General features: G+C 63.6%; 13 protein-coding genes. 6 read left to right on the plus strand and 7 right to left on the minus strand.

Annotated features, from left to right (window positions below; all coding sequences use genetic code 11):
- Positions 1-34 precede the first annotated feature (34 nt).
- Positions 35-1,126, minus strand: a complete 1,092-nt coding sequence (locus tag FRT59_RS21085) for an NADH:flavin oxidoreductase/NADH oxidase (protein ID WP_057012441.1) — start codon at positions 1,124-1,126, stop codon at positions 35-37.
- Between the two features lie 90 nt (positions 1,127-1,216).
- Between FRT59_RS21085 and FRT59_RS21090 the strand changes: the two genes are divergently transcribed.
- Positions 1,217-1,516, plus strand: coding sequence for an ArsR/SmtB family transcription factor (locus tag FRT59_RS21090; RefSeq protein ID WP_052224569.1), 300 nt, complete (start codon positions 1,217-1,219; stop codon positions 1,514-1,516).
- Between the two features lie 14 nt (positions 1,517-1,530).
- Here the strand turns inward: FRT59_RS21090 and FRT59_RS21095 are convergent, their stop codons facing one another.
- Positions 1,531-2,559 (minus strand): GGDEF domain-containing protein, encoded by a 1,029-nt coding sequence (locus tag FRT59_RS21095; protein ID WP_167524302.1) that lies wholly within the window; start codon positions 2,557-2,559, stop codon positions 1,531-1,533.
- A gap of 2 nt (positions 2,560-2,561) precedes the next feature.
- Entirely contained in the window at positions 2,562-3,413 is an 852-nt protein-coding gene (locus tag FRT59_RS21100) for a hypothetical protein (RefSeq protein ID WP_198809726.1), read from the minus strand.
- A gap of 329 nt (positions 3,414-3,742) precedes the next feature.
- Here FRT59_RS21100 and FRT59_RS21105 point away from each other — a divergent pair, with 329 nt between their 5' ends.
- The 3 genes from FRT59_RS21105 (at position 3,743) to FRT59_RS21115 (ending at position 8,464) form a co-directional block, all read left to right on the plus strand.
- A complete protein-coding gene (locus FRT59_RS21105) occupies positions 3,743-4,618 on the plus strand; it encodes a bestrophin family protein (RefSeq protein WP_153838416.1) in 876 nt (291 codons plus the stop codon).
- 114 nt (positions 4,619-4,732) lie between these two features.
- Positions 4,733-7,141: a glucose/quinate/shikimate family membrane-bound PQQ-dependent dehydrogenase gene (locus FRT59_RS21110; RefSeq protein ID WP_153872284.1), complete on the plus strand. Its 2,409-nt coding sequence runs from the start codon at positions 4,733-4,735 to the stop codon at positions 7,139-7,141.
- A gap of 57 nt (positions 7,142-7,198) precedes the next feature.
- Positions 7,199-8,464, plus strand: a complete 1,266-nt coding sequence (locus tag FRT59_RS21115; RefSeq protein ID WP_153872285.1) for a carbohydrate porin — start codon at positions 7,199-7,201, stop codon at positions 8,462-8,464.
- 9 nt (positions 8,465-8,473) lie between these two features.
- Here FRT59_RS21115 and FRT59_RS21120 read toward each other — a convergent pair whose 3' ends face one another.
- Positions 8,474-9,349, minus strand: a complete 876-nt coding sequence (locus FRT59_RS21120; RefSeq protein WP_233094218.1) for a helix-turn-helix domain-containing protein — start codon at positions 9,347-9,349, stop codon at positions 8,474-8,476.
- A gap of 270 nt (positions 9,350-9,619) precedes the next feature.
- Between FRT59_RS21120 and FRT59_RS21125 the strand changes: the two genes are divergently transcribed.
- The gene (locus tag FRT59_RS21125) at positions 9,620-11,740 is read left to right on the plus strand and encodes a TonB-dependent receptor (RefSeq protein WP_167524303.1); all 2,121 of its coding nucleotides are present in this window, start codon (positions 9,620-9,622) and stop codon (positions 11,738-11,740) included.
- 149 nt (positions 11,741-11,889) lie between these two features.
- Here FRT59_RS21125 and FRT59_RS21130 read toward each other — a convergent pair whose 3' ends face one another.
- Genes FRT59_RS21130 through FRT59_RS21140 form a run of 3 tightly spaced genes read right to left on the minus strand, consistent with a single transcriptional unit; the run spans position 11,890 to position 18,014 of the window.
- A complete protein-coding gene (locus tag FRT59_RS21130; RefSeq protein WP_153872286.1) occupies positions 11,890-14,037 on the minus strand; it encodes a TonB-dependent receptor in 2,148 nt (715 codons plus the stop codon).
- 33 nt (positions 14,038-14,070) lie between these two features.
- Positions 14,071-17,133, minus strand: a complete 3,063-nt coding sequence (locus tag FRT59_RS21135; protein WP_153872287.1) for a hypothetical protein — start codon at positions 17,131-17,133, stop codon at positions 14,071-14,073.
- Positions 17,130-18,014 (minus strand): ABC transporter ATP-binding protein, encoded by an 885-nt coding sequence (locus FRT59_RS21140; RefSeq protein ID WP_153872288.1) that lies wholly within the window; start codon positions 18,012-18,014, stop codon positions 17,130-17,132. Before FRT59_RS21140 ends, FRT59_RS21135 begins: the two co-directional genes overlap by 4 nt.
- A 299-nt stretch (positions 18,015-18,313) precedes the next feature.
- Between FRT59_RS21140 and FRT59_RS21145 the strand changes: the two genes are divergently transcribed.
- On the plus strand, positions 18,314-24,724 hold the full coding sequence (locus tag FRT59_RS21145) for a non-ribosomal peptide synthetase (protein ID WP_153872289.1): 6,411 nt from the start codon (positions 18,314-18,316) through the stop codon (positions 24,722-24,724).
- Positions 24,725-24,752 lie beyond the last annotated feature (28 nt).

Genomic DNA, 24,752 nt, shown 5'->3' on the forward strand with positions numbered 1-24,752 from the left:
ACGTTTCAGCGTCTAGGCGATTGCCTTGGCTACCTCAGCGATAGCGTTCCAACCAATGCGCATAAGGCGCCGGCAAGGTCCACGACGACTTCTCAACGCCCAGTTCCTTGGCGGCAAAGTACGCCCAATGCGGATCGGCCAAGTGCGCACGCCCTACCGAAACCAGGTCCAGGTGCCCGGCCTGCAATGCGCCTTCGGCCAGTTGCGGCGTGCCGAAGCCCCATGCAGAAGTGACCGGAATACCGGCTTCACGGCGCACACGCTCAGCAATCGGCCCCATGAAGGCCGGGCCCCACGGGATGTTGGTGTCAGGAATGGTGAAACCGACGCTGACGCTCAACAGGTCCAGGCCACCGTCCTTGAAACGGCGAGCCAGTTCGATGGACTCGGTGAGAGTCTGCTCATCACGGCCGTCGTATTCAATCACGCCGAAACGGGCGGTAAGCGGCAGGTTTTCCGGCCAGACTTCACGCACGGCGGCCAGGGTTTCCAGGAGGAAGCGGCTGCGGTTATCGAAGCTGCCACCGTAGGCATCGGTGCGCTGGTTGGAATGCTCGGAGAAAAAGCTCTGGCCCAGGTAGCCGTGGGCGAAGTGCAATTCGATCCATTCAAAACCGGCATCACGGGCGCGGCGGGCGGCGTCGACGAAGTCCTGCTGGACACGGGCGATATCGTCCAGGGTCATGGCACGCGGCACGTTGGGCAGGTTTGCACCGAACGCGATGGCGGACGGGGCGATGGTTTCCCAGCTGCGCGCATCGGAGGCCGGGATATGGTCATCACCTTCCCAGGGCCGGTTGGCGCTGGCTTTGCGGCCGGCGTGGGCGATCTGGATGCCCGGTACCGAACCTGCGGCCTTGATGGCCTTGACCATCGGTACAAACGCCTGGGCATGGGCATCGCTCCAGATACCGGCGCAGCCCGGGGTGATACGCCCTTCAGGGGCGACTGCGGTAGCCTCGACCACCAGCAGGCCGGCTCCACCACGGGCCATGCCGGCCAGGTGTACGTGGTGCCAATCGTTGACCATGCCGTCGTCGGCCATGTATTGGCACATCGGCGGGATGGCAATGCGATTGCGCAAGGTAACGTCTTTGAGTTTGAACGGTTCGAACAAAGCGGACATCAGATACTCCGGGGAAGGGTGTGTGATTCGATAGTTCGATGGTAATCGAACTATGGTATTGAACGCTACCCCCCTGTTATGATCCGCCCCATGCGAGCCTTCAAACACCCTACCCTGCAAGAATTGACGCTTGAGCGCGTGCTCTACGCCCTGAGCGACCCCGTACGCCTTGAAATCGTGCGCTGCCTGGCCGGCGTGCCCGAAGCCACCTGTGGTGAACTCGATGGCGGGCGACCCAAGTCCAGCATGTCCCACCACTTCCGGGTATTACGCGACGCCGGCCTGGTGCACACCCGCAATGTGGGCACCACTCATATGAACTCATTGCGTCGTGACGAGTTGGAGAGCCGCTTTCCCGGGTTGCTGGCGAGTATTCTGTCGCAGCTGTAGAGGGCGCCAGCGCGTCAGGCCACGACCGGTTGTAGCAGCGCACCGTCCAGATGCACGCAGTCCTTGCCGTTGCGCTTGGCGCCATAAAGATTCTTGTCCGCCATCTTGAGCACCGCCGACAACTCGTCCCCCGGCGAAAAACGCGCCATGCCCGCACTGCAGGTGTAGTTATGCGGTGCGGCGACACTGCAGCGGATCGCCTGCAACAAGCCCAGGGCAAAGTCACAGGCCAGTTCCGGGTCATCGCCCTGCAACAACACACCGAACTCTTCCCCGCCGATCCTTCCAAAGCTGTGGCTACCTTTGGCGTTTTTCAGGCAGACGGCCATGGCACGCAGAATCTTGTCACCTACGTCATGGCCATACAGATCATTTTTTTCTTTGAAGCTGTCGATATCCAGCATGATGAAGTAGCCACCCTGACCACCGCCGAGTAACTTTTCGAAGCTTTGCATAAAGGCGCGTCGGTTGAGGATGGAGGTCAAGTAATCGGTTTCGGCCAATGCGCGAAACTCACTTTCCACCAGCAATACCGAGCGCAGGTTTTTCAAGTAGGAATAACTCAAGATAAACCCGATGGACACCGAAGAAGCACAAAACATCAGCAGATACACCTCGGTGCCTGCATATATATCGGCCTGCATCGGCGGCCACAGAATCAGCCAGACCAACAGGGCGCTGGCCAGATAATCCTGGACACTGATAAACAAGATGGCACTGCCCACTGCCAGGGTGACAGCCAACGGCAAGCCATAAAGACGCAACTCTTCATTCAAGCGAACGATATAGGCGAAGCCGACGGACAACAGCACGATATAAGTAACGCCCAGCATCCGCCACAACAGAAAGTTCGCCGTCACCGCATGCAGCCGGCAAACCGCCAAGAGGCCAACCGTAAGGCCCAACATATAAATATCCAACTTCAGGGCCGGTTGAATCAATAGCATGCCTATCCAGGCAATGATCCCTATCCATTCGGCTTGCGTCACCGCCGGCGACAGCAAACCGCGCATCCTGGGCCGCAACTTCAAGTTAGTAGGCATCCTTACGCTCCCATCTCAATAGCATGCAGGCCAACCGCAAATGAAAAGGCCATGAAGCGCTTTACCAGACTGGCGAAAGGTGGCAGGACTTCCAGCCGGGTCTTGGAGTGGGCCTTGAAATAGCCCTTCTCCACGCCCTCCTGCACCATGCGGATAATGTGGGTCTTGGACACGGAAAGTTGCTTGGCCAATGCCAGGTAGGAAGACGACCTGAAGGTGGCTCGGTCATTGTCTGGCGCAAAAGCATCGTTATAGATGGCCAGCATCAACAGATGCCCGGCGTCTCTTTTGACCAGCCAATAACACTCAGGCAGCAATACATCTACCGTCAACTCGGAGGCGAGGATCACGGCGAAACCTTTGAAATAGAGCGCCAGGAACCCGCGATCATCGAGATCGCGCATCTGCCGGAAAATCTCTCTTTCCGGGTACAGCTGCGCCAACGACTCGGTGAGGGCCGTCAACATCAAGCGCGCTTCACGGCAGGCTTCATCGGAGGGTGAGTAGACCCTGAAGCGACTGTCTTCGGGGTGTGGCGCAACCTCCATGAACCCCAGCGCCCGCAATAGCAGGAAGATTGATTCCAGGCTGTTTTTCGAACAATACCTGCGCGTCACGCACAGGGTTTTAACTTCTGCCAACAACGGCAGTGGCGTGGAAAAGTACTGGCTCAATAACGCGAACGACACCATCAAGCGGCTGTATTTAAGTGCACTCTTGTAGAAAAACGGTCGTCTCGAATAGGGCACGAGCAGCACGTGGTAATGCGCTCTCATGCACGCTTCAAAATCCCTATGACGTTCGAGTGCTTGCGCGGTATTACACATAGCTGACTTCAACGAACTGACACGCATGAAAGAGCCCTGATCAACCAACTTTATTCCACTGATCTCGGCTACGAAATCCCTGCAGCCAGGCCCCAAAACAAATCACGGCATTAACCCTACGGTTGATGGCTATTTGCCCCGAACGCAATGTACAGCGATTGCCGCACCAGACGTCATCAGTACCAAAGTTGTTCCGAATTCAACTGATCTTCGGCACGCACTTGCGCGAAACCTCTCGTTACATTCTCCGCAAATATTGACCGATCAACTAATCGATTCAGCGCGCTGCGAACCTTCCCTCTCCCGCGACGTCGTAACAGGGCATTGTTGCCAACCATCCGCCGCGAGGTTCTCGTTTGAAAGCTGCCGTCCTGAAGAAATACCGCCTGATCATCAAGACCATGGGCTATGTGGGTTGGTCCCTGTTCTGGCTGTTGTTGTGGGACGTGGCGGTGACGGTGGACTTCATGCTGTTTCTCACTACCAAGATCAACCTGCCGCTGATGCCCTTGACCCTGCTGGGTTCGGCGCTGGTGGTGCTGATCAGCTTTCGCAACAGCAGCGCCTACAACCGCTGGTGGGAAGCGCGCACGCTGTGGGGGGCGATGGTCAACAACTCGCGCAGTTTCGCCCGGCAAGTGCTGACTTTGCTAGATGACACACCGGGTGAAGTGAACCCGGTCAAGTCGACGCTGTTGCGCCGTCACGTGGCCTATGTGAATTGCCTGGCCGCGCACCTCAAGGGCCAGGCCTGCCCGGAAGAAGTGCGGGCTTTTATCCCTGCCGAGGAATTTGCGCGCAGCGGTGCCACCAATAACTTTGCCAATGACATCCTCACCGGCTCCGCCACGTTGCTGGCCCGTGAATACCAGGCCGGGCGCCTGGACAGCATCCGCCTGGCACGGCTGGAATCGACCCTGGTGGATCTGTCCAACGCCCAGGGCGGCATGGAGCGAATTGCCAACACGCCACTGCCCTACCCCTACGTGTACTTCCCACGGCTGTTCATTTCGCTGTTCTGCCTGATCGTGCCGGTGGGCCTGGTGGAATCACTCGGCTGGTTCACGCCGCTGGCTTCCACGGTGGTGGGCTTCATGCTGCTGGCCATCGAGCGCATCGGCACCGACCTGCAAAGCCCGTTCAACGCCAGCGAACACCAGATCCAGATGGAAAGTATCTGCGAGACCATCGAGAAGAATTTGCAGTCGATGCAGCGTGATGCGTTGGCCTGACTGAAACGATCATCACCGCAGTTGTAAAAGACTGTTGCAAGGCACAATGTACTAACTGGTTACTTATATTGCTAAAATCGCGCTTTGCCCTCTCACCTTCGAGTCCTGATCGATATGAAACGAGCATCGCGCGCCGCTGGCGTCTCTAGATTCTTACTGCTGGGCCTGGGCGTGGTCATCGCCCTGCTCGGCGTGGCACTCGCCGTGGGTGGCGCCAAGCTGGTCAGCCTGGGCGGTTCCTGGTATTTCCTGGTCGGCGGCGCGGCAATGGCGGTCGCTGGGCTGTTGATTGCCCGGCGCAAACCGGCGGGCGCGTGGTTGTTCGCCGCGTTCCTGCTGGGCACCGCCGTGTGGGCGGTGGCGGATGTGGGCCTGGTGTTCTGGCCGCTGTTTTCGCGGCTGTTCATGTTTGCGGTGATTGGCCTGGTGGTGGCGCTGGTGTATCCGCTGCTGGCCGGCCGGCCTGCACGCGGCGCCTATGGCATTGCCGCCGTGATGGCGGTGGGCGTAGCGGTTGCGGCGGGCAATATGTTTGTCGCGCACCCAAGCGTGGCGCCCACCGGTAATGGCCCGGGCATCACCCCGGTGGCCGCGGCCGATGCGCAGAAAGACTGGGCACACTACGGCAATACTGAAGGTGGCAGCCGTTTCGCCGCGCTGGACCAGATCAACCGCGACAACATCGACAAGCTCAAAGTCGCCTGGACCTATCACACCGGTGACGTGGCCATCAGCGACGGCAACGGTGCCGAAGACCAACTGACGCCACTGCAGATCGGCAACAAGGTGTTTATCTGCACGCCGCACAACAACCTGATCGCCCTGGATGCCGACACCGGCAAAGAGCTGTGGAAGAACGAGGTCAACGCTAAATCGGCGGTGTGGCAGCGTTGCCGGGGCATGGCCTATTTCGACGCCAGCGCGCCGATTGCCCAGCCGACCCAGCCCAACAGCTCGCCGATCATTGCCGCCAGCGTGCCTGCCGGCGCGCAGTGCCAGCGTCGTCTGCTGACCAACACCATTGATGCGCGCCTGATCGCCGTAGATGCCGACACCGGCAAGTTCTGCGAAGACTTCGGCACCCATGGCCAGGTTGACCTGAAAGCCGGCCTGGGCAATGTGCCGGACAGCTATTACCAACTGTCCTCGGCGCCCCTGATTGCCGGCACCACCGTCGTCGTCGGTGGCCGCGTCGCCGATAACGTCCAGACCGACATGCCCGGCGGCGTGATCCGTGGTTTCGATGTGATCAGCGGCCAGATGCGCTGGGCATTCGACCCGGGTAATCCGCAGGACAAGCAAGCACCGGCCGAGGGCAGCACCTATGTGCGCAGCACGCCGAACAGTTGGGCGCCGATGTCTTACGACCCGCTGATGAACACGGTATTCCTGCCGATGGGCAGCTCGTCCACCGATATCTACGGCGTGGAACGCACCCAGCTCAACCACAAATACGGTGCTTCCGTGCTGGCACTCGACGCCTCCACCGGTGCCGAGAAGTGGGTGTACCAGACCGTCCACAACGATCTGTGGGACTTCGACCTGCCGATGCAGCCAAGCTTGATCGACTTCACCCCTCCGGGCAGCGACAAGGCGGTACCGGCCGTGGTGATCGGCACCAAGGCCGGGCAGATCTATGTGCTCGACCGCGCCACCGGCAAGCCGCTGACCGACGTGCAGGAGGTAGCGGTCAAGGCCGCGAACATTCCCAATGAACCTTACTCGCCAACCCAGCCTAAATCTGTGGGCATGCCGCAGATCGGCGCGCAAACCCTGACCGAATCGGACATGTGGGGCGCCACGCCGTATGACCAGTTGCTGTGCCGCATTGACTTCAAAGGCATGCGCTACGACGGCTTGTACACCGCGCCAGGCACCGATAAATCCCTGAGCTTCCCGGGCTCCCTGGGCGGCATGAACTGGGGCAGTATCTCCACCGACCCGGTGCACGGTTTTATCTTCGTCAATGACATGCGCCTGGGCCTGTGGATCCAGATGGTGCCGTCGCAGAACAAGGCCCAGGCCTCTTCCGGTGGTGAAGCGTTGAACACCGGCATGGGCGCTGTACCGCTCAAGGGCACGCCTTATGCGGTGAACAAGAACCGCTTCCTGTCGGTGGCCGGCATCCCCTGCCAGGCGCCGCCGTTCGGCACTCTGACCGCCATCGACATGAAGACGCAGAAGGTCGCCTGGCAAGTACCGGTGGGCACTGTTGAAGACACCGGCCCGCTGGGCATTCGCATGCACCTGCCGATCAAGGTGGGCCTGCCGACCCTGGGCGGTACGCTGTCGACACAAGGCGGCCTGATCTTTATCGCCGGCACCCAGGACTTCTACCTGCGCGCCTTCAACAGCGGCAATGGCGATGAAATCTGGAAAGCCCGCTTGCCAGTCGGCAGCCAAGGCGGCCCGATGACCTATGTGTCGCCGAAAACCGGCAAGCAGTACATCGTGGTCACCGCTGGCGGCGCACGCCAGTCCACCGACCGTGGCGACTACGTGATCGCCTACGCCCTGCCGTAACAACCCCTCTGTTTGCGCGGTGCTCCCGCACCGCGCTTTGTGTCTGGAAAACCGCGCATGAACCCTACTTCTCATCTGCCTTTTGGGCGCCTGGTGCTGGGCCTGGCCTTTGCGGCCGCCCTGCCCGTCCAAGCCGACGACAGCACCCTGACCGGCGACTGGGGCGGCCTGCGCCGCGAACTCGACGCACAAGGTGTGCGCTTTACCGGCGACTACAGCGGCGAGACCGCCTACAACGCCCACGGCGGGCAGCACCGCTCGGCGCGCTACTCGCAAAACCTCAAGCTCGGTGTGCAGTTCGACCTGGGCAAGCTCTACGGTTTCAACAATGGCGACCGTATCCAGCTGACCATCAATGACCGGCGCGGCAACAGCGCCTCCGAGGATTTAGTCGGCAACCGCCTGCCGATCCAGGAAAACTACGGCGGCCTCTACACCCGTCTCACCGAGCTGAGCTACGAGCGCAGCCTGTTTACTCCTGCACTGAATGTGAAGCTCGGCTATATGGCCATGGGTAACGACCTTGGCGGCCTGGACAGCGGCATCCTGTGCAACTTCATGAACGCCGGTTTCTGCGGGCATCCGCTGAACATGTCCGGCGGCAGCGGCTGGGCCAACTACCCGAATGCGCATCTGGGCGCGCGAGTGAAATATGATTTTTCGCCGAACTGGCAACTGCGCGTGGCGGCGTTCAATGTCGACCCGTCCAGTAACGGCAACTCCAGCCGCGCCTGGCACCTGGGGCCCAAGCACACCACCGGCACCGTGGTGCCCATCGAGTTGATCTACAAGCACACCGGCGCACTGCCGGGTGAATACAAGCTGGGGTATTACTACGACAGCTCCGATGTGAAGCGCATTGGCAGCGATAAAACCGTCAGCGGTCGCGGTGGGCATTACCTGCTGATCGATCAAGCCGTGTGGGCTTCCGAGTCATCGCAAGGTCGCAGCCTGCACGCCTTCGGCCAGTACTCGGCCGCCAGCCAGGCGGCGTCGCCATTCACCAAGTGGTATGGCGCGGGCATGGTGCTGTACAAGCCGTTCGAAGGCCGCCCGCGGGATACCGTCGCCCTGGGTTACGGCCGTGCGGTGCCCAACCCCCGCAGTCGCGATGTGCAGGAGCTGGCAGCGTTCAATGCAGGCACGACCTATCCCGACCTGGACACTGCCGAACAGCTGATCGAACTCAGTTATGGCTATCAGGCCACGCCGTGGCTGACCCTGCGCCCGGATGTGCAATACATCATCGAACCGGGGGCGTTTTCCGGTGGCAACATCGACAACGCGCTGGTGCTGGGCCTGCAGGTCAAAGCGGTGTTCTGACCGGCAGCGTCAGCCGGCCCCCAGGGATTTGCCACGGCCACCGTTCTTGAGCATCGATGGGTTGATCCCGAACTGCTTGCGGAACGCCGTGGCGAAATGACTGGCGTTGGCATAGCCCAGGTCCGAGGCGATACGCATCACCGATTCATTGCCGTTCATCAAGCGGCTGCGCGCCTGGATCATGCGCATCTGCTGGAACACGCCGTAGACGCTGTTGGAGAACAGTTGGCGAAACCCGCGGGTAAGCTTGGGCTGGCTCAAGCCGGATTCGCGGGCCAACTCCGACAGGCTCGGCGCCTTGCCCAGGTCCTCGAGCAATCGATCGCGGGCCCGCACCAGCCGCTGGCGGTCGGTGTGGCTGACGCGGCAGGAGCATTGCGCGTCCTGACGTGCTTCGAGGAACAAACTCACCAGCGTGACACTTTGCCCGTACAACCACAGGCTGCTGCGTGGCTGGGCGGGCGGCAGGCTGGTACCGTGGTCCATGGCCAAACCGAGCATGTGTGCAGTGGCGCTCATTTCACCGCTGCGATGGCCGTCGAGAAAGCATTGCTCACAGGCCAACGCCTTGTGCAGCAGCGGGTCGAGTTTCAGCTCCCACTGGGCTAGCAGCTCGGGGCGGATCATGACGGTGATGTTGTCAATCTCGCCGTGCTGGTGATAAAGGCCATGGCGGCAGCGACCAAAGCTGATGCTGCCTGCGCCCTCGTCAATCGCATAGCGCCGTTGCCGACGCCCATCGCGAAAGCTGCACGCCGCCTTGCCCTTGAGCAGGTTGGTGAAACTGAAATGAATGCATTCGCTGTCGTCCTGCAACGGCAGTTCCACCGGCTGCTCGAAGGTGCTTTGCCAGCGCACGATATCCAGGCCCTCCTGCAGCGTCATGCGGGTGACCCGACAATGCGCCCCAGGCCCGAGATCGCTTCCATACCCTCCCGTAATGATTCGCGAGACCGGCATCGGCTCTCCTGCGCCTCCTTGAACGGCTGACATCGTAAATCTCCTGGCTGACCGGATACGGCTCGAATCAGATCACATCGGGGTAGATGTGCGCAATTGATAATTATTAGCATTTGGCGCGCCGCAAACGCTACGCCAAACCGCCGCTGCCCTGCGCAACGCGCGCCGATCAGAATTCTCAGTCAAGGTCCCATCATGTCTGCACGATGCAACACGACGGCTACCCGCCAATCTTGCTACAAACGTAATAGTATAACAATAGCAATTGCACTGACACTGACCCATTCAGCTTTCGCCGCCAACAATGAGCCGCTGCAACTGCCCGCCTCGACGGTGACCGCGCGCATGGGCAAGGAAGATCCCAAGGAAGTGCCAATCAGCGTCAGTGTGATCAGCGGCGAGCAACTGCGTACCCAACGCCTCGACACCCTGGAAAGCGCCCTGCGCAATACCTCCGGGGTCAGCGTCAATTCATCCGGCGGGCCGAATGACTTCAACGTGCTGATCCGAGGCGTGGGTTCGCTGTACCAGATGTCCATGGACGACAGCTCGGTAGCGTTCAATATCGACGGCGTGCCGGTGTCGTCGCGCAGCCTGGGCTTCGGCACCCTCGACGTGGACCGCATCGAAGTGCTCAAGGGCCCGCAGGGCACTCTGTCCGGTGCCATTGGCCAAGCCGGCGCGGTGAATATCACCACCCGCCAACCCACCCGCGAACTGCAAGGCTATGTGCGTGGCGAAGTCGGCCAGAAAGGCCAGTTTCTCACCGAGGGCGCCATCGGCGGGCCGCTCAGTGACAGCTTCAGCGGCCGACTGGCAGTGCGCCGTGCCGGCTACGACAGTTGGATCGACAACGACCAGACCCACCACCCCATCACCAAGCCGCGCAACGAGGCCTATCGCGGCAGCCTGTTGTGGGACCTCAACGATGACACCCAGGTGCTGTTCAGCGCCGAACGCCAGCAGACCGAACGCGCCACCAACTCCCTGGTGTTGCGCCCCTACGGCAGCCACCCGAGCCTGGACCTGACTCCCGGCCTGTTCGACGACAACGACAAGACCACCGAGCGCTACATGATCAAAGTCGATCACGACTTCGCCAACAGCCGTCTGACCTCCACCACCGCCACCGGCACTGCCGACTTCACCGGCTTGATCGCCTACGACAGCAAACTGATGGGCGCGCTCTATGGCACGCCCGGCGAGTTCTGGGTGGTGGACAAATCCTTTGAGCGCAGCTGGAGCCAGGACGTGCACCTGGGTTCACTGCCAGACTCCGACGTGTTCTGGGTCGCCGGCGTCGCCGCCAGCCGCAACGAGCGCAGCTACGATACCCCGCGCAATACCTACGGCACCTCCGGCGCGAAGTTCCGCGACTTCACCACCACCACCTACGCCGGCTACGGCGAAGTGACTTTCCCGCTGACCGAACGCCTGAAACTCACCACGGGCTACCGCCACTCCTGGGACCGCAAGACCTACAACGGCCAATATTTCGCAGGCTCGAGCGCTGTGGATGACTCGCGCAAACTCACCGACCACTACGCCACCGGTCGCGCCGCCCTGAGTTATGCGATCACCCCGCAGACCAACGTCTACGTGCAACTGGCACGGGGGTATAAGTCCGGAGGGTTCAATGACTATGCGTCCCAGGTCAGCGACAGCGCGCCCTACAAAGCCGCCGTCAGCAAGGCCGCCGAACTGGGCTTCAAGAGCGAGACAGAAGACCGTCGCGGCAGCCTCAACGGCGCGCTGTTCTACACCCGTGTACACGACGATCACTTGCTCGGCTATGACGCCGCGACCTTTGCCACCAATGCCTTCAATGCCGACACCCGCACCCGCGGCGCCGAATTGGAAGGCACCTGGCGCTTCGACTACGGCCTGACCCTGGCCGCCAGCGCCACCTACCTCGACGCCAAGATCACCAGCGGCGTGCAAGGCATCCAGGCCGGTGACGTCGCCGCCGGCAACCGCACCCCGGACGTGCCACGCTGGAGCGGCAACTTCAACGCCAGCTGGAAGCATCCGTTGGGCAGCGTCGCCAGCCTTGGTGAAACCACCCTCAACACCAGCCTCAACTACCACCTGGTGGGTGAGCGCGCGGCCGATCCGCAGAATCATTTCAACCTGGATAACTACGAGAAACTCGACCTGCGGGCGGGGCTGGAGAGCAAGTTTGGAGAGGTGTATGCGTTTGCCGACAACCTGTTGAACCAGACGTATGACACCTATGGTTTCTACAGTGAGCCGGTGGCTTACGGGGCACCGTCGCGGCGGCGTACGTTGGGCGTAGGCTATACCTATCAATTCTGAACTGACGGCGATTCAGCCTGCTGTCAGTCCAAATGTGGGAGGGGGCTTGCTCCCGATGGCGGTGGATCAGTCACAGATGTGCTGACTGACACTCCCCCATCGGGAGCAAGCCCCCTCCCACATTTTTAACCGAGTGCAGCCGGACTGCCTCAAAACTGATAGCTATACCCAACCCCCGCCGAACGCCCGCGCCCCGGCATCCCGGTCAACACCGTATCGGTGGAATACGCCCCATACAGGTCATACCGCGCATCCAGCAGATTATCGCCCCACAGATAAACCTCCGACCCCCCACTCTCCACCCCAACGTGCAAATCGAGCTTGGCGTACCCCTTGAGGTCATAGTGGTTCTGCGGATCAGCCGGACGATTTTTCTGTACGCGATAATTGAGCAAAGTATTCAGGCGCGGCGCCGGCAAGCCCAGCAGTTCACCCAAGGGTTTGTTCCAGGCCACGCTGAAGTTGCCACTCCACAACGGCACATCCGGCACGCGGCTGCCCTTGGCCACATCACCACCGGAAACACCTGGCGCATCCGAGGTGACCACCGCGTTGGTGTAGCTGATGGCACTGCCCAGGGTCAGTTCATCGGTGATATGCCAGGTACTCGACAACTCGGCACCTTTGCTGCGGGTGTCGGCATTCACTGCGCTGACCGCCATGCTTTTAAAGTCGTACCCCAGCAGGTGGTCATCCTGCACGCGGGTGATGAACAACGCACCTTCCAGGCTCAACGCACCGCTTTCGCTTTCATGCTTGAAGCCGACTTCGGCGGAGTTGACCTTGGCCGCCTTGTAGGGCTCGCTGTCCTTGATCGAGGTGGCGTAATCGTTGAACCCGGCCGACTTGTAGCCCCGTGACAACACCGCATACAAATTGGTCTGCGGCGTCCACGCGTAGCTCAGGGCCACGCGCCCGGTGTTGTAGTCGTCCTGCAAGCGGCGGCTGTCGCTGACCAGGTTGCCGCCACCGGTGTAGTCGGCGCCGTAGGTCTTGCGGTCCCAGGTGTGGCGCAGGCCGGTGGTGAGTTTCCAGTCTTCGGCAATCGGGAAGGTCACCTCGCCGTAGGCGGCATAGCTGTTGGTGGTGAAATCGCGTATTTGCCGGGCGCCGTTGCTGAAGTTGGTCGAATCAAAGCTGCGCTCGGAGCGGGACAGGTTCACCCCGGTTACCCAGAACACCTCGGCATCCGCCAGCGAGCCCAGGCGCAGGTCCTGGCTCCAGACCCGCTCGTGGGCGACGTCTTCGACCAGGTACTCAAAAGGTTGACCATATAACGCCTGGGTGATGTTGCGATCGTAGCCCTTGATCGCCTTGAAGTCGGTGCTGGTGTAGGCGCTGATCGAGGTGATCCGGGCCTGGGCCAGGTCGTGGTTGAGCTCGAAGGAATAACGCTCGTTGGTCTTCTTGTTGCCGTTGAAGGTGCCCGGTGTGTAGTCGAGGCTTGGGCGATTGCCGAACGGGCGCAGGATCTCCGAGCCGGCGTAGTGATCGGCGCGCTGGCGCTCGGCGGTCAGCAGGCCGGTGGTGCCTTCGTCGTTGTCCCACAGCAGGCTACCGCGCAGGGCCAGGTCGCGGGGTTGGGTCAGGGGGTCGCCGTCCTGCTGGTTGTCGACCCAGTTATCAAAGCCGCTGCGCCGCACCGCAATCCGCCCGGCCAGGGACTCGGTCAGCGGCCCACCCACTGCGCCTTCGGTCATGAACTGGCCTTGGTTGCCCACTTCACCGCGCACGTAGCCTTCCCGTTCACGCGTGGGTTTGCGCGTGGTGACATTGATCGCCCCGGCTTCACTGTTGCGCCCGAACAGCGTGCCTTGTGGCCCCTTGAGCACTTCCACTTGCTGCACGTCGAGGGTCGCCATCGCCGCGTTGCGCACCGACATCGGCACCCCGTCCACGTTCAGCACCACCGAGCCGTCATCCATGCTCATCTGGTTCAGCGAGCCGACCCCACGAATACGTACGTTGGCATCGTTGGCGCCGCCCCAGGAGTTCACATCCACCCCCGGCGTGGTACGCAAGGCATCTTCCAGGGTACGCAGGCGCCGGGTCTCGAGGGCTTGCCCATCGAGCACCGAGAGACCGAACGGAATATCCTTGGCACTCTCCTGGTTCAACCGCGCACTCACCGTCACCGGTGCCAGCTCGATAGTTTCGGCGCTGGCGGCCGGTTGATGGTCAGCGGCATAGGCCGCACACATCTGACTGGACAAGGTCAGCGCCATGGCTTGGGTCAATACGTTGGCCCGCCAACCGAGAGGACGACGCAGCGGCTGGATAGACAGTTCAGATGACATGACAAAGCTCCAAAAGGCAGGGATGGTTCAACTTCATTGCGCTGGCCCCCAGCGCTTGAGCGCGGTGGCAATCGCGGGATCGGAGGGCGCGCCCAGCAGGCCCTGGATCGCGGCTGGCCATCCCTGGCCGTGACGGACTTGGGCGGTCATCGCCGTGAGGTGTTCGGGGGTTTGTGCGGCGACCCAGTCAAGGCTGACCAGCGCTGCGTAGCTGGCGGCCCAGCCCTGTTCGCGGGCATCGGCCAAGGTGCCGACGGGCTCACCGTCGTCGCCCAGGGCGCGGGTCAGGTCATCGGCTGTCAGCTTGACCAACGCGGCACGGGCCTGAGCACCGTCGATATCCTCCACGCACAGCAGGCCCACCGCCCCCGCCACACCCTGGCTCAGCCACAGGTAGCCGGGGGTTTGGCGCAGGTTACTGGCTTCGATCAGCGATTGGCGGGCGAGCAATTCGGCAATGTGGGCGCGACGTGCCCAGCGCCCGACGCCTGCCGCTGCCACGTCCCAATTGGGTGACTGGCTGAGCAGCAGGTGGCCGTGGCTCAAGCGGCTGGCGCCCATGCCGGCTGGCCACTGGCTCAGGTGTACGACACGCGGGTAGCTGCCCAGGCGGCGCGCCACACAGGCGCTCATCACGTCCAAGTCTTCCTGCACTTCACGGGCGGTCTGCTCACGACTGATATCTTTCTGAGCCGGCGTGGCGTAGGCAAAGTCCAATGGCCCCAGGCTGCTGCCGGTAAAGGCTTGGCCATCGACTGCAAGCTGCCATTGCCAGTTGCCGGCCGGTGCGACGGCATCTACTGCCACTGCCGCCCCCGCGGGCAACTGCGGCACCGCGGCGGGCAAACCGACTTCGTCACGCTGTGCCGGCGCACGCAACAGCCGCTCACTGTTCAGGCCCAGGCGCGGCACCACGCGGCGCGCTTCCAGCCATACGCCTTGGGGGCCAAGCCAAAACGCTTCGCCTTCGGCAGGCCAGCCATCAGCACTCACCGTCCAGTTCAAGACCACCTGGCAGCCGCTCGCCGCGCACCCGTCCAAGGGCACACGCAGATGCTCGGTGGCCTGTTCAAACGCAACCGGTCGCCCCATCACGCTGACCGCCGTCACGTGCAGGCTCGGCGGTAACTCGGCATCCAGATGGGCAGCGACCACCCCGTCCAAAGTCCACTGGCCCACGACGTGCCGCGCCGCCGAGTCAACCTGCAGCTGCAACTGCCCACCCGCCACCTGCCAGGCACTCGCCCCAGGCACCCAGCGCTGTTCCCAGTCGGCACGTTCGGCGCGTTGCTCGGCGACGGACTGGTACTCGCCCTGCTCCACCAGATGCCGCTGCAACAGCACACCGCTGCCGAGCAAGCCGACGATGCCCAGGGCCAGCAACGCACCGGGCAAGCCGAGTAAACCACGGCGCACATCGCTCAACCGCCGACGCTCCGGGCCACGGGGCAAGGCCAGTGCCGCCACCGCGAGCAACACCAGGCAACCGGCGAGTTTCCAACTGGCCAAGGTGGCGAGAAACGCCAGCCATGGCGCCCAACCGGTCAGCAGCGACACCCCCACATGCGCCGGGATCGCCATGGCATAGGCCGGGTAACTGACCAACCCCAACTCATGGTTGAGCACCAGGAAAAACGTCAGCAGCATCGAAGTGGCATAGGCCAGCCCGGAGCGGCGAATCAGCGCGTGCACCAGCACCGCAAGCATCGCCAGTTCCAGCAGCGGCGGCGCGAACACCAGCGCCTGATACACCAGAACAAAACCCGGGGCCAGGCTGTCGGGCGCGACAATCGCACTGATCAGCAAGCTGGCCAGGCCCGGCACCAACGCCAGGGCCAGTGTCGCTATCAGCACACAGGCCACCCGCCCCAACAAACGCAGCCAGGACGGCGCAGGCGTCGCCTGCAGCATGGCGCCAAAGCCTTCGACGTCATCGCGTCGGCACACCAGCCCGACCAGGGCTGCGACGATAAACGCGATCACCAGAAACAACGCACTCGACATCAACGGCAGGGTCAGATCCGCCCGGGGCACCATCGGCCCACGCGCATGCCACACGCCATGGACAAAGCCACTGAGCACGCCCATCACCAACAGCAAGCCGAGCGCCACCCACCAGATGCGCCGGGCGAACAACTGGCGTACCTGCCAACGTGCCTCGCACCACAAGGCGCGCGGCCACTGGCTGCTCACCAGCGGGCCAGGCAAGGTCACCGCGCTCGCCAGCAGCATCGGCGGCTCGGCCAATACCGCCCCGCTACGCTTGCCCATCAAGCCCTGGCGCGTGGTGCGGGCCAATACGACGGCCAGCAACAGCAGCGGCACCGCGCACCACAACACACGGTTAAGCCAGAACCCGGGAGTCAGGGCCAGCAGCGATTGGGACTTTTGCGCGGCGCTCCAAGTCTCCACCTGAGCCTGGGCAAAGGTAAACAATGACGGGTCCAGGCTGGCGGCCAACAGCGGGTTGATATGCCCACCCTTGAGCACCACCACGGCAAACATCCACAACAGCATCAACACCGTCGCCAACCCGAACGGTGCCGCCAGGCCACGGCTGCGCAACGCCAGCAGGTAATACAACGCACCGATCCCGGTGCTGACCGGCAACAGCAAGGCGACCCAGGCAAACCCCAGCGCCGACCACATTGGCGCACCGATACTGGCCGCCGGCACCCAGCCGAGCCAGCCCAGTACCGGGCTGACCAGGAAGCCGACAATCAGCGAACTGGCGAGCAAGCCGCCCACCAACGCCGCACCGATAAAGCGCCCCCACAGCAGCGCCGGCAGCGACAGCGGCAACGCCAACAACACCTCTTCCAACTGCGCCTTGCGGTCGCGCAAGGCCGGTTGCGCGAACACCCAGGCCCAGGCGAAAAACAGAAAAAACATGCAACCGCAGGACATCAGGTAGATCAGGCTCGGCGCATTGCGTGCAATGTCGCTGGCACCCATTTTCTGCACGTAGTCGGCATTGGTCAGGGACATCAGCAAATAGCCGGTCAAGCCCAGGAACACCAGCAACGGAATCCCGCTGCGTAGCCCGGCGCGGACTTCCACCCAGGCCTCGCGCATCAACAGAGCAAAAGTATTCATGCCTCGAGCGCCTCACCGGCCTGGGCCAGCGCCAGGTAATAGATGTCTTCCAGGCGCGGCGCGTGGGGTGTGAAGCGCGGGTCAGCCGGGCGCTCGCCGTGTACGATCACGCGGCTGCCGGCGGGGCTGGCCGCCACATGCAAGGCGGCGGGCAGCGGCTCACCACGGCCGAACGAGGCTTCCCACAAGCGGCCCTGCTCGGCGCCGAGCAAGTCCGCCGGGTGGCCCTCGACAATAATCCGCCCACCGGCCAGTACCGCCAGGCGGCTGCACAGGTTCTCGACGTCTTCGACAATATGGGTCGAGAGCAACACGATGGACTCGGCGGCTACATCCGCCAGCACCCGGTGAAAGCGGTTGCGCTCGGCCGGGTCGAGGCCGGCGGTGGGCTCATCGACAATCAGCAGGCGCGGCGAGCCGATCAGCGCCATAGCGATGCCGAAGCGGCGCAACATGCCCCCCGAATACGTGGCGAGCGCCCGGTGCGCGGCTTCTTGCAGGTTGACCTTGGCCAGCAGGCCCTCGACTTCCTCGCGACGCTGGCGGGTGTCGGTACGGCCCTTTAGCCAGGCAAACCGATCGAGCAAATCCCGCGCACTCACCCCAGGGTAGGCGCCCAACTGCTGCGGCAGGTAACCCAGGCGGCGGCGCAAATGCTCGGAGTCGGCCAACACATCCACGCCATCGAGCTGGATGCTGCCCGCATCCGGTAGCTGCAAGGTCGCCAAGGTACGCATCAGGCTGCTTTTACCCGCACCATTGGGGCCAAGCAAACCGTACATGCCCGGCCCCACGCTCAGGTCCACGCCGCGCAGCGCTTCGACGCCGTTGGTGTAGCGCTTGCACAAACCGCGCACCTGTAAACCTGAATTGACTGACATCCACAACTCCATCAAGGACGAGCCCTGCAAAAGGGCGGCGAGCGACGGTAGTCAAGGCCGGTGGCGCGGCTCTACCCGATTCAAGTCATTTTCCAACCGCATCCCGCGCAGTGATCGGCGTTACGCCCCACCGCCGCCACGCCCTGCCCCGTGCCTGGCAAACGGATACGGGGCAAAAACGATTCGATCCGGGTAGTCCACATAATGAGAATGACTAGCATCACCTTCCACGCATTGACCTGCCCCCAGCGCCTGGGCCAACCCCGGCCCGGGCCCTAGCGATGAGAAGACGTTGAGCCATGGCCACTTCCAGCACCTCAACCGCAACACTGCTGCGCCGTTCCCTGTCCGAAGCCCTGGGCCAGCCCGCCGACCAGATTCCCCTGGAGGCCAACCTGATCGAATGGGGGCTGGATTCCGTCACCCTGATCCGCCTCGCCGGCCAATGGCGACGCCAGGGCCTGGCCGCACGTTTCGCCGAGTTGGTGGCCGACCCACGCCTGTGCGCCTGGCTGGCGCTGCTTGACGGCGCGCCCGCTGCCCCGGCGCCCATCCATCACAGTGCGGACGACGGCCTGCCCTTCGAGCTGGCGCCCATGCAACACGCGTACTGGATCGGCCGTGGACCTGGCCAAGCGCTGGGCGGTGTAGCCGCGCACTTCTACAACGAATTCGACGGTCACGGAGTTGATCCGATCTGCTTGGAAGCTGCGGTGCATGCCCTGCTGGCACGCCACCCAATGTTGCGTGCGCAGTTTCTCGACGATGGACGCCAACAGATCCTGCCGCGCAGCCCGTGGGCAGGGCTGAAGGTGCATGACCTGCGCCAGGCCGATGCCGCACAGGTGCAACAACAACTGGAGGCCTTGCGCGCCGAGTTGTCCCATCGCCAGTTGGCGGTGGAACACGGCCAGGTGCTGGACATCCAGTTATCGCTATTGCCCCAAGGCACGCGCCTGCACCTGAACCTCGACATGCTCGCCGCCGACGCCTTGAGCCTGCGTACCCTGCTGGGCGACCTGGTGCAGTTGTATCGGCAACAACCGCTGCCCGCGCTGAACTACAGCTTCCCCCGCTACCTGGCCGACCTGCGCCAGGAACAGGCCAGCCCTGAGCACCGTGAACGCCACCGACAAGCCCGCGACTATTGGTTGCAGCGCCTGGACGCGTTACCCGGCGCGCCACGCCTGCCGATCAAGGCCCAAGGCGATGAGCGTCAGGTGCGCCGCCGTCACCACTGGTTGTCGCCGTCCCAGCGCCAGGCGTTTGAACGCCACGCCCGCGGGCACGCCCTTACCCCGGCCATGGCCCTGGCGGCAGTGTTTTGCGAAGCCCTCGGCGCCTGGTGCGAATCACCCGAGCTGTTGCTCAACCTGCCGCTGTTTAACCGCACGCCGCTGCATGCCGATGTCGAGTACCTAGTCGGCGACTTCACCTCATCAATCCTGCTGGCTTGGGATGGCCGTGTGGTCGGCACCTTCGCCGCCCGCGCCACAGCGCTGCAACGGCGTTTCCATGGCGATGCGGCGCACAACGCGTTTTCGGGGCTTGAGGTGTTGCGCGAACTGTCGCGCCATCGCGGCGAGCAAGTGCTGGCGCCGGTGGTGTACACCAGCGCCCTGGGCCTGGGGGAATTGTTCGCCGAGGGCGTACAGGCGAGTTTCGGCCAGCCGGCATGGATCATTTCCCAGGGCCCGCAGGTGTGGCTGGACGCCCAGGTCACCGAGCTGGACGGCGGCATCCTGGTTAACCTCGACGCCCGTGAAGGGCTGTTTGCCGATGGCGTGCTGGACGGGCTGTTCGACGCCTATACCGGCCTGTTACAGCGCTTGTGCCATGACGCCACGGCCTGGGATCAGCCAGTGCCGGCACTGATCCCCGCGCGCCAACTTGACGTACGCAGCGCCGCCCAAGGCCAATCGGTAGCGCTACCGGTCGAGCGCCTGCACGAGCGTTTTTTTACCCAGGCGCAATTGACGCCGATGCTGCCCGCACTGCTGCACGGCGATTGCGCCATCACGTATGGCGAGTTGGCCGAGCGTGCCTTGGGCGTCGCGGCCTACCTCGAAGGCCAAGGCGTGCAGCGCGGTGACGTAGTGGCCCTGCAACTGCAAAAGGGCCCCGAGCAGGTGATCGCGGTGCTGGGCATCCTTGCGTGCAGCGCCACTTACCTGCCCATCGGCGTCGACCAGCCTGCCACGCGTTGCCGCAAGATCTGCGATGCCTCCGGCGCACGCTTGCTGCTCACCCAGTTGCCGCACGTTGGCAGCGCACTGCCGGCGCCACGAGCCGGGGCGATCAGCGACCTGGCGTACATCCTTTACACCTCCGGCTCCACCGGTGAACCCAAGGGCGTGGAGATCAGCCACCTGGCCGCCGCCAACACCCTGGAGGACCTGCAACGGCGCTTGCAGCTTAACCATAACGACCGAATCCTGGCGCTCTCCGCACTGGAATTCGACCTGTCGGTGTTCGATCTGTTTGCCGCGCTGGCCTGCGGTGCGGCGGTGATCCTGATCGAGCCCGACGCGCAACGCGACGCCCTGCGCTGGCGCGAACTGGCCATGGAGCACCGCGCCAGCGTGCTCAATTGTGTGCCGGCGCTGCTCGACATGCTGCTTGGCTGCGCCGACGCTCCACTGCCGCTGCGCGCGGTATTACTTGGCGGTGACAAGGTTGCGCCGCAACTGGCGCCGCGCCTGTGGGCCCAAGCCCCCGGCTGCCGCTTCATGGCCCTGGGCGGTGCGACGGAAGCGGCGATTCACTCGACGCTGTTCGAAGTCGTGCCCGGCCAGGCGCTGGACTGGCACTGCCTGCCCTACGGCAAGCCACTGGACAACGTCAGCCTGCGCATCGTCGACCAGCATGGCCATGACTGCCCGGACTGGGTGGCCGGTGAACTGTGGATCGGCGGTGCCGGGGTGGCCGAAGGTTATCGGGGTGATCCGCTGCGCAGTGCCGAACGCTTTGTGAAGTATCAGGGCCTGCGCTGGTACCGCACCGGCGACAGTGCGCGCTACCACCCCGACGGCACCGTCGAGTTCCTTGGGCGCAACGACTTCCAACTCAAGCTGCACGGCTACCGTATCGAAGCCGGTGAAGTGGAGCATGCGTTGCTGGCCTGCCCCGGCGTCGAACAGGCAGTGGCGCTGCTCGCCGGCCAGCACCTGGCGGCGGTGGTGCGTCTGGCGAAAGGCCCGGCGCACCCTACTGCGCTGGAGCTGCCGGGCCTGGCCGAGCGCCTGCCCGCCTATATGATTCCCAGCCTGATCCTTGGCTGTGCACAGTGGCCGTTGACCGCCAATGGCAAGGTGGATCGCAAGGCGCTGAACGGCTGGCTGGCCGATCATAGCGGCGCTGCCACGGCCCGGCTGTCGCCGCCCTGCGGGGCCATCGAACAACAGGTGGCCCGAGCCTGGCAGCAGTTACTTGGCTGTGGCGAAGTCTGCCGCGAGCACAACTTTTTTGCCTTGGGTGGCGACTCCCTGAGCGCCACACGCCTGGTGCGCCTGCTGGCCGAGCAAGGCTTGGGCGGTGCACGCATCGCCCAGGTATTCGCCAAGCCGGTGCTGGCGCAGTTTTGTGCCAGCCTGCATCAACAGGCCCAGGCCGAGCCTCAGCGCAGCCTGGTACCGGACATCGCCCAGCGCCACGCGCCCTTCCCCATCACCGAGGTGCAGCAAGCCTACTGGCTAGGCCGTGACCCGAGCCTGGTGCTGGGCGGCGTGAGCTGCCACTTCTACCGCGAATACGAGGTCGAAGACCTCGACCTGCCGCGCCTGCAACACGCCCTCGGGCGCCTGATCGGGCGCCACGAAATGCTGCGCGCGGTGTTCGATCACGCGGGCCAGGCGCGCATCCTCCCACAGGTGCCCACCTTCGTGATCGGCCAGCGCCACACCAGCTTCGACGCACTGCGCGCACACTGTGCCCACCGCGTATTCGATCCGGCCCAATGGCCACTGTTCGATGTGCAGGTGGTGACCCAGGGCCGCCATACACGCCTGGCGATCAGCCTGGACAACCTGATCCTCGACGCCCTGAGCATCCTGCGGTTCTATGCCGAACTCGACGCGTTATACCGCGAGCCGACGCTGGCCCTGACGCCACTGGAACTGTCGTTTCGTGACTACCAAATGCAGTCGCGCGTGGAGCCTGCCGAACTGCACGCCGCGCAACGCTTCTGGCAGGCACGCTTGCCCGAACTGCCGCCGCACCCGCAACTGCCCCTGGCTGCCGACCCCGCCAGCCTGGGCCAGCCACGTTTCGAACGCCTGCAAGGGCAGGTCAACGCCGATGCCTGGCGAGCGATCCTGGCCAAGGCTCAACAGCATGGTTTGACCGCCTCGGCGGTGCTGCTCTGTGCATTTGCCGAAACCCTCGGGCGCTGGAGTGCGCGCCCGGACCTGAGCCTCAACCTCACGCTGTTCGACCGCCGTGCGGTGCACCCACAGATCGATCAGGTCATGGGCGATTTCACCTCCCTGACCCTGCTCGGTTATGTGCCCGTGGCGGGCGAACGCTGGATCGACCGCGCACGGCGCACCCAGCAGCATCTAGGCGACGCCCTGGAGCACCGCTGCGTCGGTTCGGTGAGTTTGCTGCGCCAACTGGCGCGCAGCAGCGGCGAACAACAGGTCAGCATGCCGGTGGTCTTCACCAGCGCCTTGGGGGTGCCGGATGGCACTGCCGCGCCGGTGGACGGGCCGTTCGCCAAACAGGTATTCGGCCTGACCCAGACCCCGCAGGTGTGGCTCGACCATCAGGTGGTGGAAGCCGACGGCGGCATCGCCCTGAACTGGGACCGGGTGGTCGGCCTGTTTCCCGACGGGCTCGTGGAAGCGATGTTCGACGCCTACCTGCACAGCCTCAACTGGCTGGCCGAACACGTCTGGGACAGCGCCCCGCCGGACTTGCTGCCCCTGGCCCAGGCACAGGTGCGCGCCCGACTGAATGCCCCTGGCCCCGGCGTGCCGCGTGACTCAACCTTGCACCAGGGCTTCTTCCAGCACGCGCACCACACCCCGCAACGCCCCGCATTGTTGTGGGGCGAGCAGGGCAGCCTGAGCTATGGCGAACTCGCCGAGCGTGCGCTGCGCATCGCCCGCAGCCTGATGGACGCAGGCGTCGCAGCCGGTGACCTGGTGGCAGTGTCCCTGGCCAAGGGGCCGCAACAGCTCGCCAGTGTGCTGGGGGTGCTGGCCGCCGGCGCCGCCTACCTGCCGGTGGGTGTCGACCAACCGTTGCAGCGGTGCCAGCGCATCCTGCAACAGGCCGGCGTCAGCCTGATCCTCGCCGAGCACGACCCGCAACTGCCGGGCGTCAAACATCTCAAGCCGTCCCAGGCGCAAAGCGCTGAACCGCTGTTGGCCCCGCTGGCGGTGTGCGCCAACCAACTGGCCTATGTGATCTACACCTCCGGCTCCACCGGCCAACCCAAGGGCGTGGAAATCACCCATCGCGCCGCGATGAACACCGTGGCCGAGATCAACCGCTGCTACGGCATCGATGCGTCAGACCGTGGCCTGGCGCTGTCGGCGCTGGACTTCGACTTGTCGGTGTATGACCTGTTCGGCCTGCTCTCGGTAGGCGGCGCCCTGGTATTGATCGACGAAGACCAGCGCCGTGATGCCCGCGCCTGGCTCAAGGCCCTGCAACAGCACCGCGTGAGCCTGTGGAACAGCGTGCCGGCATTGCTCGATATGCTGTTGGAAGCCAACGCTCTGGAGCAGCAACCCCTGGCATTGAAAGTGGCACTGTTGTCGGGCGACTGGATTGGCCTCGACCTGCCGCAACGCCTGCGACAACAAGCCCCGAACTGCCGCTTTATCGCCCTCGGCGGTGCGACTGAAGCGGCGATCTGGTCCAACCATTTCGAGGTGCGGCAGCCGCTGCCGGGCTGGCGTTCGATCCCCTACGGCGTGCCGCTGGCGAACCAGGCTTACCGCGTGGTGGACGCCCTTGGTCGCGACTGCCCGGACTGGGTCACCGGCGAGTTGTGGATCGGCGGCGCCGGCGTCGCACGCGGCTACCGTCATGCACCGCAGTTGAATGCCGAGCGTTTTGTCGACGGTTGGTACCGCACCGGCGACCTGGGGCGCTACCACCCGGACGGCTTGCTGGAATTTCTGGGGCGCGCCGACACCCAGGTGAAGATTCGTGGCCATCGCATCGAGCTGGGTGAAGTTGAAGCCGCCCTGGTCCGTCATCCCTGCGTGAACCAGGCCGTGGCGTTGGTCGCGGACCAGCGCTTGCTCGCCGCCGTCTCCGCCAGTACCTGCGCCGAGGTGCTGGCCCTGCACCTGGAGCAGTGCTTGCCGGCCTATATGCGCCCGGAACAGATTCTGGTGCTGGATCGCCTGCCCCTGAGCAGCAACGGCAAGGTCGATCGCCGTGCCTTGCTCGCGCCGCTGGCCGCTGCAGCCCAGGCCCGCCCGGCGCAGGATGAAGCCCCGCTGAGCGGCGCTGAACAGTTGGTTGCCGAGTTGTGGCAGCAGTTACTCAACGTGCCCAGCGTGTCGCGCCACGACAACTTTTTCCGCCTGGGCGGCGACAGCCTGTTGGCCACACGGTTTCTCGAAATGCTACGCAGCCGCCTCGGCCTGGAACTGCCCATGGGCCAGTTGTTCGGCGCCGCCAGCCTGTTAGAAGTGGCGCAAACCCTCGAGCGCCAGCCCACCCCGCACACCGTTGAAGAGGGCGTTATCTGATGCCCGTGCAACCTCCCCTTATTCCAGG

The sequence above is a fragment of the Pseudomonas haemolytica genome (assembly GCF_009659625.1).
Taxonomy (GTDB): domain Bacteria; phylum Pseudomonadota; class Gammaproteobacteria; order Pseudomonadales; family Pseudomonadaceae; genus Aquipseudomonas; species Aquipseudomonas haemolytica.

Bases quoted from the DNA above. Each gene is read 5' to 3' on its own strand.
- FRT59_RS21085 (WP_057012441.1), bottom strand. From the start codon at position 1,126: ATGTCCGCTTTGTTCGAACCGTTCAAACTCAAAGACGTTACCTTGCGC.
- FRT59_RS21090 (WP_052224569.1), top strand. From the start codon at position 1,217: ATGCGAGCCTTCAAACACCCTACCCTGCAAGAATTGACGCTTGAGCGC.
- FRT59_RS21095 (WP_167524302.1), bottom strand. From the start codon at position 2,559: ATGCCTACTAACTTGAAGTTGCGGCCCAGGATGCGCGGTTTGCTGTCG.
- FRT59_RS21100 (WP_198809726.1), bottom strand. From the start codon at position 3,413: ATGCGTGTCAGTTCGTTGAAGTCAGCTATGTGTAATACCGCGCAAGCA.
- FRT59_RS21110 (WP_153872284.1), top strand. From the start codon at position 4,733: ATGAAACGAGCATCGCGCGCCGCTGGCGTCTCTAGATTCTTACTGCTG.
- FRT59_RS21115 (WP_153872285.1), top strand. From the start codon at position 7,199: ATGAACCCTACTTCTCATCTGCCTTTTGGGCGCCTGGTGCTGGGCCTG.
- FRT59_RS21120 (WP_233094218.1), bottom strand. From the start codon at position 9,349: ATGACGCTGCAGGAGGGCCTGGATATCGTGCGCTGGCAAAGCACCTTC.
- FRT59_RS21125 (WP_167524303.1), top strand. From the start codon at position 9,620: ATGTCTGCACGATGCAACACGACGGCTACCCGCCAATCTTGCTACAAA.
- FRT59_RS21130 (WP_153872286.1), bottom strand. From the start codon at position 14,037: ATGTCATCTGAACTGTCTATCCAGCCGCTGCGTCGTCCTCTCGGTTGG.
- FRT59_RS21135 (WP_153872287.1), bottom strand. From the start codon at position 17,133: ATGAATACTTTTGCTCTGTTGATGCGCGAGGCCTGGGTGGAAGTCCGC.
- FRT59_RS21140 (WP_153872288.1), bottom strand. From the start codon at position 18,014: ATGTCAGTCAATTCAGGTTTACAGGTGCGCGGTTTGTGCAAGCGCTAC.
- FRT59_RS21145 (WP_153872289.1), top strand. From the start codon at position 18,314: ATGGCCACTTCCAGCACCTCAACCGCAACACTGCTGCGCCGTTCCCTG.